This window comes from Bacteroides sp. AF20-13LB (genome assembly GCF_003603065.1).
GTDB classification, from domain to species: Bacteria; Bacteroidota; Bacteroidia; order Bacteroidales; family Bacteroidaceae; genus Bacteroides; species Bacteroides uniformis.
This window is the reverse complement of the sequence record NZ_QTMH01000003.1, coordinates 174771-187430: the sequence shown is the minus strand read 5'-3', so window position 1 is coordinate 187430 and position 12660 is coordinate 174771. Positions and strand designations below refer to the sequence as shown.

General features: G+C 44.9%; 12 protein-coding genes. 6 read left to right on the top strand and 6 right to left on the bottom strand.

Annotation, left to right across the window (positions count from 1 at the left end; all coding sequences use genetic code 11):
• Positions 1 to 7: 7 nt before the first annotated feature.
• Positions 8 to 1072, bottom strand: a complete 1065-nt coding sequence (locus tag DWX62_RS04370) for a CDP-glycerol glycerophosphotransferase family protein (RefSeq protein WP_005825943.1) — start codon at positions 1070 to 1072, stop codon at positions 8 to 10.
• 261 nt (positions 1073 to 1333) lie between these two features.
• Here DWX62_RS04370 and DWX62_RS04365 point away from each other — a divergent pair, with 261 nt between their 5' ends.
• The 5 genes from DWX62_RS04365 to hldE all read left to right on the top strand — a co-directional run bounded on the left by DWX62_RS04365 (position 1334) and on the right by hldE (position 6507).
• Positions 1334 to 3148, top strand: coding sequence for an LTA synthase family protein (locus DWX62_RS04365; RefSeq protein ID WP_008662055.1), 1815 nt, complete (start codon positions 1334 to 1336; stop codon positions 3146 to 3148).
• An 83-nt stretch (positions 3149 to 3231) separates the two neighbouring features.
• The gene (locus DWX62_RS04360) at positions 3232 to 3981 is read left to right on the top strand and encodes a lipopolysaccharide kinase InaA family protein (RefSeq protein WP_005825949.1); all 750 of its coding nucleotides are present in this window, start codon (positions 3232 to 3234) and stop codon (positions 3979 to 3981) included.
• A gap of 36 nt (positions 3982 to 4017) precedes the next feature.
• On the top strand, positions 4018 to 4599 hold the full coding sequence (gmhA, locus tag DWX62_RS04355; protein WP_008662056.1) for a D-sedoheptulose 7-phosphate isomerase: 582 nt from the start codon (positions 4018 to 4020) through the stop codon (positions 4597 to 4599).
• A complete protein-coding gene (locus tag DWX62_RS04350) occupies positions 4592 to 5080 on the top strand; it encodes an HAD family hydrolase (protein ID WP_008662057.1) in 489 nt (162 codons plus the stop codon). The genes gmhA and DWX62_RS04350 overlap by 8 nt, the downstream gene beginning before the upstream one ends.
• The gene (gene hldE, locus DWX62_RS04345) at positions 5077 to 6507 is read left to right on the top strand and encodes a bifunctional D-glycero-beta-D-manno-heptose-7-phosphate kinase/D-glycero-beta-D-manno-heptose 1-phosphate adenylyltransferase HldE (RefSeq protein ID WP_008662058.1); all 1431 of its coding nucleotides are present in this window, start codon (positions 5077 to 5079) and stop codon (positions 6505 to 6507) included. Before DWX62_RS04350 ends, hldE begins: the two co-directional genes overlap by 4 nt.
• Here the strand turns inward: hldE and DWX62_RS04340 are convergent.
• On the bottom strand, positions 6488 to 7486 hold the full coding sequence (locus DWX62_RS04340) for a glycosyltransferase family 9 protein (RefSeq protein ID WP_008662059.1): 999 nt from the start codon (positions 7484 to 7486) through the stop codon (positions 6488 to 6490). The genes hldE and DWX62_RS04340 overlap by 20 nt on opposite strands.
• A 308-nt stretch (positions 7487 to 7794) precedes the next feature.
• On the opposite strand from DWX62_RS04340, the gene DWX62_RS04335 reads away from it, so the two are divergent.
• Positions 7795 to 8712, top strand: a complete 918-nt coding sequence (locus DWX62_RS04335; RefSeq protein WP_120172610.1) for a glycosyltransferase family 2 protein — start codon at positions 7795 to 7797, stop codon at positions 8710 to 8712.
• Between the two features lie 21 nt (positions 8713 to 8733).
• Here the strand turns inward: DWX62_RS04335 and DWX62_RS04330 are convergent, their stop codons facing one another.
• The 4 genes from DWX62_RS04330 to DWX62_RS04315 are packed head-to-tail and all read right to left on the bottom strand — an operon-like array spanning position 8734 to position 12493.
• Complete coding sequence (locus DWX62_RS04330) at positions 8734 to 9561, bottom strand: LicD family protein (RefSeq protein WP_005833794.1); 828 nt, start codon at positions 9559 to 9561, stop codon at positions 8734 to 8736.
• 17 nt (positions 9562 to 9578) lie between these two features.
• The gene (locus tag DWX62_RS04325; protein ID WP_005825963.1) at positions 9579 to 10310 is read right to left on the bottom strand and encodes a phosphocholine cytidylyltransferase family protein; all 732 of its coding nucleotides are present in this window, start codon (positions 10308 to 10310) and stop codon (positions 9579 to 9581) included.
• Positions 10307 to 11344, bottom strand: a complete 1038-nt coding sequence (locus DWX62_RS04320) for a histidinol-phosphate transaminase (RefSeq protein WP_005825966.1) — start codon at positions 11342 to 11344, stop codon at positions 10307 to 10309. The genes DWX62_RS04325 and DWX62_RS04320 overlap by 4 nt, the downstream gene beginning before the upstream one ends.
• 3 nt (positions 11345 to 11347) lie before the next feature.
• Entirely contained in the window at positions 11348 to 12493 is a 1146-nt protein-coding gene (locus DWX62_RS04315) for a glycosyltransferase family 1 protein (protein ID WP_005825968.1), read from the bottom strand.
• Between the last annotated feature and the right edge of the window lie 167 nt (positions 12494 to 12660).

Below are 12660 nucleotides of genomic sequence, written 5' to 3'. Positions count from 1 at the left end.
ATGACAATTACCACAACCGCAAAGTGGCCATCAACGGATAGCCCACCCGCCATCGCAATTTAAACTTACGCACCAGATTCCAGGGCTTGGTTCTGGTCTTACCCTGAAAATACCAGATGTAGTTGTTTACGGCATCCAGTACCCGTGAAGAGGACTCACCGTCCAGATGGGCTTCATGCTTGTGCACATAAGCACGCATCCGCTCCATCAGTTCTGCCGGACGGGAAATGGCCTTTTCAATAGCTCCTTCTACAGCATCCGTCTCAGTGACATTCAGCAAATGATCCCCTGGCATGGTGTTACAATAGGTCACAACCGGCTTGTCCAACATCATCGCCTCAACAATCACAGACGAAGCATCGGACAACAACACATCTGCACTGTTTAGCAGCTTGGCATCAACAAGTCCACCCTCGTGGAAAGTAATGTTGGGACAGGAAGCGGCCAGTTCCTTGTATTTCTTGAGGACTTCCATATCCGAAAATTTCGGATGGAACGAAATAATCCAATCCCAGTTCTTCTCGCGCACCAGTCTCTTGATGGTATCAAACAGATGAGGAGCAGAAGTTATATTTTTTGTAAACGTAGAAGAGTACAAAACTACCGGACGTGCATTATGAGGAGTATGTGCACGTTCCTTCACGAAAGTATCCGCCTTGCACCAGCCAGTTTCGTATACCTTAAAGAAGCCGTATTTCCTCTCAAGCTCCTTGAAAGGAAGAGTGCTCGTTTCTCCTTGCGTGCAATAGACATCGAACCATCCGCGGACAGAAAAATGGTCGTCCTTTTCATCGCCACGCTTATTGATGGGGTAGCCATGAAAAAGGGAAACTTTCACTCCCGGGAAGAAATCATAAATATAGTTGCCCGGCGCAAACACGGCAATAGGCTGATAATCCATCACTTCCTGAACAGATTGAAGCCACCTCTCATCTTGATCCAACAGAACCGGGCAGTCTGGTTCAACAAACCATGCGACCTCATCCCCTCTACGCCTGATTTCGTCCTGAAGCGGGCGAAGTATAGGATAGGAATAGGCTACCGAAACGAAAAATAAATAATGCTTCTTCATACACTCAAAATATCACGGCAACGACACAATCGTCACCTCAAATTACCAATAGAACAATAAAATCCAGCCCTTAGTTTGTAACAGTTTTGCTTTCTTTGCTTTAAACGTCTGCAAAGTAAATACAAGAATTCTGCATATACTGCATCAATCCAGAAAAAAAAATGACTTTTATCAACTTTTCTCCAAAAGTTGCTGTTTATGAAGCTTTTTCTTCTCTAAAATATCTATCTTTGCACCCCAATATTTTAAAAATACTATTTTATGAGAAGAAATCTTTTTCATTGCTCCAACAGCCAACAAGGGGCAACAGATAAAGTGACTCTTTTGTTCGGAATCACCATTTTTTTCAAATTCCTGCTATTCGATTTCATCTGGAGCATACCCACCACATTCGCTTCATTCTCTACCATCGAATTTTATGCGACCAAAATAATAGCCACCCTCGTACTTCTCGTCCCCTATAAGTTCTTCCGGCTCTGGAAAACAGAGATAGTCATCATGCTTTTGCTGGATATACTACTGATTGTCAACCTGATGTATTTCCGCACCTACTATACTGCCATCCCACTTAACAGCTATGGACTTTCTGGAAACCTCGCCGATTTCACCGGAAGCGTTTACGACTCCTTCCGCTGGTACGACATCTTCTTCCCTCTATCTACCATTGCCAGTATCCCCCTTTATTGGCATTACAAAAGAAATACCGCCGGAAGAACATCATACAAGTATTACGGAGGAGCTTTGGGAATCGGTATTCTGCTGTTTACCATCACCACCCTGGCCAAAGGAGGATTCAAGGAAGCATACAACACCGTCCGCCAGAAAGCCTATCTGTGTGCAAGCACCACTTCCATGTATACCGTCTTCGGAAGCCTATGCTATGACCTCATCAACCAGAAGCAGGAGGCCACCCCACAGATACAGCAAGAGATAAAGGAGTGGCTGAGCCAGAAACCCGGACATCACCCTTTGGCCGGACGTATCGGAATCCGCAACAACTGCATCGTCATCCTGGCAGAATCTTTGGAAAGCTGGGTACTCGAAAGGGAAGTGGAAAGGCAAGAGATTACTCCATATCTCAACAAACTGCTGCAAGACTCCACCACCTTATACGCTCCCCACGTACTGACGCAAGTGAAAGGAGGACGTTCCATTGATGCACAGCTGTTGCTTTGCGCCGGTATGCTGCCTATCAACAGCGGCACATACAGCAGCCAATATCCTGACCACACCTACGGAACCCTGCAAAAAGCCATGCATCAGCAGAAGAACTCGCGCAACTACCTCCTGACCATTGATAAAGTATCGACCTGGAACCAAGGCGTCATAGCCTACAGTTTCGGGACCGACACCATCATTGCTTATCATGACTTTGAACTGACAGAGGCCTTTGGCACGCACAAACGTACCGGAGACGGCTCCTTCCTGGCGCAATGCCGCCAAAAAATAGAGAAGGGGGAAATCTGGAAGAAGGGGGAGAATGTTTACATGCAGCTGGTGACCTACTCCGGCCATGCTCCCTTCAAATTGCCTGAAGAATTGAAAGAGATTCATTTCTCTCCGGCCATTCCACAGAAAATGAATGACTATATGACCACTGCACGCTATACGGACAAGGCGATAGGAAAATTCGTGGAGTACTTGAAAACACTCCCACAATACGACGAGACCCTTATCGTCATCACCGGTGACCACGAAGGACTGGCTACCTACCGTGAAGAATTGTGTAACGCCCCCGGTGGCAAGGGTATCGTATCCGACAAGACATTCACCCCTTTCATCATAGTAAACTCTCCGGTAGGCATGCGTTATGATAAAGTGATGGGACAAATCGATATGTACCCCACCTTACTGAACCTGCTCCAACTGGATGATTACTACTGGAGCGGATTGGGCCAAAGCATCCTCGACCCATGCAAGAAAGGATTCGCCATCAGCCCCCAAATGGAGGTGGTAGGTGAAGAGCCCACCCCGGCAGAAGCCGAGTTCGCTAAAAAAGCATACGATATTTCCGACCAGATGATACATTTTGATTATCTTTGCTCAAAAGCGAAGATAGGCGGCACCTCAAAATAAAAAATGAACAAGTTCATTTTGTTCTGCTTTCGGTTTGCACTATCTTTGCACCGTTCAAAAGAAGTAAAATGTAAATAAAAGCAATGAAGGTACATATTCATCCGCACTATGCCGCCTACGAGAGTTATATCCGAGCCATCCCATCGGAAGAATATGAACGGGAAGAGGTTTATTGTAACCGAAGGAACACAGTCGAAAGAGTGCGGTTCGGAGACAAGGACTTCGTAATCAAGAAATACAAAAGACCTGCCCTCATAAACTGCCTCATTTACACTTGGTTCCGCAAAAGCAAAGCGCAGCGCGCCTTTGAATATGCAGAACTTTTTCTGCAACGGGGAATAGAGACCGCCCCTCCGGTAGCTTATATAGAAATCAAAAAGAATGGTTTCTTCCACACCGGATACTTTATTTCCGAATACCTCCCCTACCCGCTTGTTACGGATATGTTCGGTACGGAAATGGAGGAAGAAGAGAAAAAACGGCTAAGACATGACCTCGTAGACTTCACTCTCCAATTACATCTGAACAAGGTCTTGCCACTGGACTATAATCCCAAGAATATATTTTACCGGAAGACAAACGGCAAATATCACTTCGCCCTCATTGACATCAACCGCCTGAAGCTCGGTAAAGTACCCGGTATCAGAATGTCCATGAATGCCTTCAGCCAACTGGGTATTCCCGCCGATGACTTCATGAAAATAATACCTCTATATGCCGAGCAAAGAGGATTCGATATTGAAGAATGCATATTCTTCACTCTCTTCAGCAGACTGAAATGGAGAAAGCAAAGACAATTTAAAAATTTCGTCAAAAGCAAGCTTCATTTCTGAAATGTCGTATCTTTGTACCAACGAGATTAGAAAATTATGCAAGATTATATCACCCAGTCCATCCAAGAAGGTATCAGGCTCAAAGAAAATATCCTGAACAACCGGCAAATGCTTGCCGACATCGAAACTGTCGGCAATCTGATAGTACAAGCCCTTCGACAAGGGCACAAAGTCTTGCTTTGCGGTAACGGCGGCAGTGCAGCCGATGCCCAGCATATCGCCGCCGAACTCGTCGGACGTTTCGTGACCGAACGGGAAGGCCTGCCCGCCATCGCCATGACAACCGACACTTCCATCCTGACCGCAGTCAGCAATGATTATGGCTTCGACCGCGTCTTCGAACGGCAGACAGCAGCCTTGGGAACGAAAGGTGATATTCTGATAGGCCTTTCTACCAGCGGCAACTCTCCCAACGTAGAGCATGCCTTGCAGAAGGCACAATCTATGGGCATCACCACCATAGGGCTCCTGGGAAGGGATGGAGGAAGGTGCAAGGAACTTTGCAATTACCCGTTGATTATACAGCACGCCGAATCTGCCAGGATTCAAGAAGTGCACATTACCATCGGACATATCTTGTGCGGCATCGTTGACAATAAACTGTTCTCCCATGAATAAAGCGATTTTCCTTGATCGGGACGGTACCATCAATGTTGATTTCGGCTACGTTTACAAGACCCAAGAGCTTGAATTATTGCCCGGTGTAGCCGAAGCACTCCGCATTTTTCAGGAATTGGGTTATCTGCTGATTGTCATCACGAACCAATCCGGTATTGGACGTGGCTACTTTACACTGGAGGACGCCGAACAGTTCAACCGGGCACTCGCCCAAGAGCTGGAAAAACATGGAGTTATACTGAACGATTTCTATACTTGCCCTCACGCTCCGGAAGAACATTGCGAATGCCGTAAGCCTTCTCCTTTCATGGTGACGGAAGCGATGAAGAAGTATGACATCGACCCGTCCCAATCCTATATGTTCGGAGACAAGAAGTCGGATACGGAATGCGGCGAACGAAGCGGTGTCAAGTCTTTCCGGGTCACAGAGGAACATCCGCTTATATACTGGGCAAACCAATTAAAAAACAACCTATTATGAACGCAGAATTAAACAGTATAAAGGGAAAGAAGGTGCTTGTCATCGGAGACGTGATGCTGGATACTTACCACATAGGGGACGTGAAAAGGATTTCTCCCGAAGCCCCCGTACCAGTGGTCCGTGTCACCCGTACCTACAATGTATTGGGAGGAGCGGCCAATGTTGCAAGAAATCTGTTGGGACTGGGTTGCTCGCCGTATGTCGTCAGCCTGCTTGGCAACGACCACAACGGAAACACAATGCAGGAGATGTTCGCTGATTTGGGTATCAGAAACGAACTGTTTCATACAGAACACCCAACCATCACCAAAACCCGCGTAATAGGCAACAGCCAGCAAGTAGTACGGCTGGACTTTGAAACAGAAAATGAATGCCTGAACGAAGAGACTGAGCAGAAACTGCTGGATGCCGTGAAGCGTGCACTCCCCGAAGTGGACATTGTCGTGATTTCGGATTATGGCAAGGGAGTATGCAATGATACAGTATGCCAGCAGGTTATATCCGCCTCTGCCGGGCAAGGGAAGAAGGTCATTATAGACCCCAAAGGGACAAATTGGGAGAAATACCGTTCCGCAACCATCATCACCCCCAACCTGAAAGAGCTTTCGGCTGTTTCGGGAGTGGATGTGAGAAATGAGGATAAAGAAATCCATAGCGCAGCAGACCGGATACTGAAGGAGTATAACCTTACTTCTCTATTAGTGACACGTTCCGAAAAAGGCATGTCATACATAGCTCCCGATGCCTCGCAGGACATTCCTACCGAAGCGAGGGAAGTATATGACGTTTCAGGTGCAGGCGATACTGTCGTGGCAACTTTAGCAGCTGCGCTGGCAGCCGGTATCCCTATTGCAGATGCCATTTATCTTGCCAATAAAGCGGCCGGCATTGTAGTCGGGAAAATAGGCACCAGCCCCATTCTGTTCAAAGAGTTGCAGGACGAGCTACAAATCGGGAAACCGGCCAGCAAACTTATTCCTATTCCCCAACTTGCAGATACTATAAAACAACTGCGTGCGCAGGAGCGCAAAATCATATTCACAAACGGCTGCTTCGACATTCTGCACAAAGGACACGTGTGCTATCTGGAAAAGGCCAAAAGACTGGGGGACGTACTTATCGTAGGATTGAATTCGGACAGCTCAGTAAAACGTTTGAAAGGGGAATCGCGCCCCATCAATGATGAAAGCGCCCGCTCCACAGTCCTGGCAGCCTTGGAAGCAGTGGACTACGTAGTGATTTTTACGGAAGACACCCCGCTGAACCTCATCAGGACAGTAGCGCCGGACGTGTTGGTAAAAGGTGGCGACTATGCCATAGAAAACATTGTAGGCAGGGAGTACGCCCAAGAAACAGTAACTATCCCCTTCGTAGACGGTTATTCCACTACAAAGACGATAGGCGCCATCAACCAAGAGAAGCAATAATCTTTTCAGCGACTTGTTGGGGGGTAATATCCACCATACACTTCTGATAAACAGCTAGCCTGCATTTACCCCGTCCGTCTTTGGTGCACGGACGGCAAGGCAGGGCTGTTTCGAGTATTTCCACCGTAGGTCCCGTAGGGAAACCGAAGGCCGTAGGTCCCATCAAGGCAAAAGCAGGAACACGGAACAAATCAGCGGCATGCATAAAACCCGTATCAGCGCTGATTACCAGATTGGAACGCAACACTATGTAAGAAGATTCCATCAATGAGGTTTGTCCCGCAAGGTTAACTACCCGTTCCGGTGCAGCACTTCTGATTTCCTCACAGAAAGTATCCTTCGGACCAGCCAGAATAACAAATTTATACTCAGGAAGAAGGGCAACCAATTCTTTCCAATAGGAAACGGGCCAGCGTTTCATTTCCCAGTTGGCAGACGGCACCAGCGTAATCATATCTTTGGTTACAAAGTTCTCATACTTGCTACGTATTTCATCCGGGAAATGCCAGTCGTGATAGTTGTCCGGAAAATGCGTAATTCCCCATTTCTTCAATGGTTTCTGAAAAGACACCATCCCCCTGAAAGGCTTGTCGAAATGATTGATTCCCAGTTTAAACAACAAAAAGCGTTTGCCTCTCTCTTTGCTCCGCAAAGCAACGTAAGGTTTCACAAAAGGCAATGGAGATACTATCAGCTTCAATATGTTGGAACGGATATTACTATGAGCGTCATAAATGTAGTCGAAATGCTCTTTTCTCAAATCAGCCGCCATTTTCAACAACCCGGCAAGTCCGGTCTCCTTGTCAAACGCCCAGATTTTATCAATCCTGCCATCCATCGACAAGGTCCCCACCATATCTTTCCGGGTAATCCAATGAATTTCCACATCTGCAAACCGTTCACGTATTCCACCGATAATTCCCATACACTGGATAATATCCCCTATCGAACTGAAACGGATAATTAAGAATTTGGTCATAACAAATTTATTAGAATTGCTGATTCGGCACAAAAGTAATAACTTAATTCAAGTTTCGCAAATAGCGATATAGGCTAATCATACAATATAGAACATCAGCCTACACAAAACACAAACATAAAAATTCAATCCAAGTCCAAACTATTGTCTACAAGAAATCTAGAGGTATTATATATCACTCATAAAACAGTATATTTCACACCAATATTGTTTTTGCATATTATAAAATATAAATGTTTTCAAGTAATTATAATCAAAAACTCCATTTATATAAATATCTTTGTACTTATTTTCTCAATTAGCAAAAGATGACAGCTATAAAATCTCAAAACAGATTATTTTCAATCGTTATACCTACATGGAATAACCTTGCTTTCCTAAAACTATGCATACAAAGTATCCAAAGAAACTCTTACTACAATCACCAAATCATTGTACACGTAAACGATGGAAGTGACGGAACCTTAGAGTGGATAAAAAAAGCAGGTATTGATTACACACATTCTGAGCAGAATATCGGAGTATGTTTTGCTATGAATATGATGCGCACTAAAGTCAAAACTGATTATATTCTATTTTTGAATGATGATATGTATGTACTCCCTTTTTGGGACAAGGTTCTCTATGACGAAATAGAAAAACTGTCTGACAATTATTTCTTTCTTTCAGCTACATCAATACAACCACATACACAAAGCGCATCAACCATCTTAGCCAATTATGGAGACAGTATCGAAACTTTTCAAGAATATAAATTACTGAAAGAATACATGAACTACAAAATAAACGACTGGATGGGAGCTACCATTCCTCCCAATATCGTACACCGGGACATTTGGGATTTAGTAGGCGGTTATAGTATAGAATACTCACCCGGAATGTACAGCGACCCAGATTTCACCGCAAAATTATATATGTGTGGAGTCAGATTCATGAAAGGGCTACAAGCCAGTCGCATCTATCATTTTGAAACAAAATCAACTACCCGCATACGCAAGAATTGTGGTCAAATGCAATTTCTATTAAAATGGGGCATGACTTCATCCACATTCCGCAAAGTTTTCACTTACAAAGGAAAAGATTTCAAATCCCAAAAGATAGGAACTTTCAAAACAGGAAATAGATTCAAAATAAGCCTAATACGCGGCCGCCTAAAAGCCATATTTTATTTATTAACCAAAGATTTCGGTCCCTTATGGAAATTTTGGAAAAAAACATTTGTCTAACATTTCCCTAAAAGAGCAAAATTATAAAATAGAATTGGAACTTTCTTGTGAAGAATAGGGCTTATCCAAATCCAAATAGTGGAAATTATGCTGTCTCTGCCCGCTTTGTTTCGGTATAACCATGTAGTCTCCATATTTTCGGGTCAGATAGGCGTCATAATCTTGTACTCCCCACACTGTTTCGCCCTCAAACGAAACGGGAGTCGGAGCTCCCAGCTCTGCCTTGGGCATAATACCGCGCATACCGTCGTCATAATCACAGACTAAAGAAGACTTGTCAAAGTCATAGGTGGTCATCACATTTCTGATACTCCTCTGTACGCCGGCAGTAGTAAAAAGTCTCCGGCACAGCAGCGGCAACCATGAGCCGGGACCTTTTCCATGTTTATAAGGGTCGCGGTAGATAAAATAGAGCACCCGCTTGTAAAATTCATACCGGGCAAAATGAATCCTCTGTTTCAGGTTGCTTTGCGGTACACCGTCCAATGGAAATACGTCCAAGTAGATACCTCCCAAGTATTTCAAATGCATACGCTCGATAAGAGTCGTATCCGCATCTTGTATCTTGGCAAAAGGTAATGGATAATTCGGATCATTTTCTGCGCAGACAGCCTCATAAGGCTTGGGAAGCCATTCCTTGGAATGAGACATCAACAAATCATAATCAGCCCTCGGCATACCGATATCCAAATCATCGTCCCAAGGGATAAATCCCTTATGACGGACTGCACCAAGCATAGTACCGGCCATTATATAATAGCGCAAACCATGTTCTTTACAAACTTTATCCACAGCAAGCAATATCTTCAAAATACGAAGCTGCAAAGGACGTATATCATAATCTGCCATAAAAATCAGCCCATTAATTAATAAAGTTGTGAAGGAATCAACCGCTGTGCTTGTTCAAAGTCATTCACCGTATCAAGCTCCACAGAAAAATATTCGGTAGTGTCAAGCGCATAGAAAGAGTGTCCTTGCGGTATGAGACGCTCAAAAGCACGTTCATAGAAGATATTATCCAAACCTTCTTTGGTAATCATAACCTCCAATTCCCGGAAAAGCGCTTCTGTATAAGCGGCAGACATCTTCTCGATGCCAATAGACTCGCCAATAGCTCGGGATATGGAGCACGTCTTACTGATTTCCAACACCTTGCCATCATTGTCCGCTATTACCTTGATTTCCTCTTCCCCCAATGTATGATGGTTCAGAGCCAACGCATCCGCTTGACCATATCCAAGCAACTTGGCTACAATCTGCGGGTCAAAAAGGATATCGCTGTCCAGCAACAGAATGTCCTCTTTATCTACATAAGGCCGTGTAAGCCATAAAGAGTAGATATTATTGGTAGAAGCATATTTCTCATTATAGATAAACGTAACCTCCAATGCCGGATAATGAGCTTCCAGAAAGTTCACAATCTGCTGCTGTCTATAACCGGTGACAATGACAAACTCCCGAAAGCCATTCTGCAGCAATGCATCAAAGGCTCTTTGCAGCAAACAACGCTCTCCAACTTTCAACAGACATTTTGGAGTGGTATCAGTCAACGGACGCAAACGCGAAGCTATCCCTGCAGCCAATATAACCGCTTTCATTGTAATGCAATTTTTTTAATGGTGTCAATGACAATACGGTTCTGTTCAGGACGCCCCAAGGTAATACGCAAATGGGTATTGATGTCTGGTTCATTCATGAACTTCACCTTATAATCCTCGTCGGCAAAAGCTTTCTGTAAGCGTTCTTTCAAGACAATCGGATATTTTATAAGGACAAAGTTCGCCACCGACTCATATACCTTGAAACCAGGCAACGTCCCTATCTCCGCTTCAAAGCAGGCGCGACTCTCATTCATCAGCCGTGCTATATTCCGGTAATGCGCATCCGATTTCAGTGCGGCAATAGCAATATCCTCAGAGATACGGTTATAACCCAGATATTTGTTGCTGTATTTGCCAAAGCTGGCCAACTCCTTACTCATAAACCCAAACCCCATGCGCAATCCGGGCAATCCGTAGAACTTGGAAAGCGTGCGTGAAATAATCAGGTTGGGATATTTATCAACCAGCATTTTAATATAGTCCGTATCAGTAGATACGAAAGAGGCATAGGCTTCGTCCACCAAAACGATGGTTGTTACGGGCAACTCAGCCAACAAAGCGTCCAATTCTGCGGGGGTCAGACCGTTACCGGTGGGATTATTGGGCGAAGCGATTAATAAGACCTTGGGATTCTCACGCTGTACCATCTCTTTCATGGCAGCGAAATCATATTTAAAGGTATTGCCATCCTCATACAATGGATACTGCAACGTATGCCCGTCCACTTCATCAGCAATGGATTTATAGTACCACCACGAGAATTTAGGAATGAGCATCGTCTTGTTCCCATCCTCTTGGGTCAGGAAATAGTGGACTGCTTGTTTCAATATATCTTCTCCACCATAACCCAACAGTACCTGCGGTTCATCAATTCCGTAAGATTCAGATAGATAAACAGACAGAATACTCTTCTTGCCTTCGTCGTAGATACGGGTATAGAAACAGAGTTTGTTTATATCAAAATTCTTTAGAGCCTCCACCACCTCTTGCGAAGGTGCGTAGTTAAACTCATTGCGGTCCAAATAATTCATATCTTAGGTTTCTTTTGTTAATACTTTCCGATAACACTCCATCGTCTCACGCGCCATCTGCTCCTCCGTGAAACGCTGTGCCCACTTCAGCCCCTCCTCAATCATGGTGGCACGCAAAGAAGGCTCTTGTGTACGGGCAATCGCTGCCGCCAATCCCTCCACATCATAGGGACGCACATACAATGAATGCTCCCCCCCCGCTTCTTCAAGACAAGAGCCGGTTGCTGCTACCACCGGAATGCCGGAATGCAAAGCCTCAAGAATAGGGATGCCAAAACCTTCGTAAACGGATGGGTATACAAAAGTCTCGGCCGACTGATAAATGGCAGGTAAATCGTCCGAAGGGATACCATGCAGAAAATGTACTCTGTCTTGCAATCCGGCTTTTGTCATAAACTCTTTCAGCTGATGGATATAGGCTGTGGGTCTCCCTACCAGAACAAAATGCAGTTCATCGGGCAGATACTCCAAAGCCTTCACAATGGCCAGCGCATTTTTACGCTCCTCAATGGTGCCCACCGACAAGATATAGCGTTCGGGCAACCGATAACTCCGCATCACCTCCTTGCGCTTATCCTTACCGACACGACAGGCATACAGAGAACTACACCCTTGGTAAATAACGGAAATTTTATCCGCAGGAATTCCATAATAATGTATGATGTCACGCTTGGTACACTCACTCACAGCAATGATGTGGTCTGCATGCTTGCATGCATAGCGGCATTTGTAGTTATAAATCAAGCGGTCGACCAACGAAAAACAATGTGAAAGTCTCAGGAAAATAAGGTCGTGAACAGTCACCACACTCTTTACTTCCCGTACCCGATGGATGGTCAGGGGAAGTTCGTTACTCAATCCGTGGAACAGCCGTATGTTGTCCCGTTTCAAAGTCCTGCGTATACCTCCCACGCGCCACAACGAAGTCATTCCTCTCCAGAGCCAATAAGATGGATAATGTACCGATACCGTTCCCCGGCTTTCGGCCACCATCGACGAGAGTTGCTGATTTTCACGGTGTACCGGAGCATACAACCAATACTCGTTTTCCGGAGCAAAGGCTGACAATGACTGCACCACATACCGGCTGTAATTGCCCAATCCCGTAAAATTCTGCACAGCCCGTTTTCCGTCGTATCCTATTCTCATCTCTAAAAAGTTTCAGCTGCAAATGTACAAGATAATCCTCATATAGCAGTCTATTTCGCTTTCCTTTTTTGACAAAAACACAAATTCACCTATAAAACATAAGATAGAGATGAGCAATCACTTGCTGTCTGTTACAAAAACCAAGTACGGAATCGGGCACATCCCCA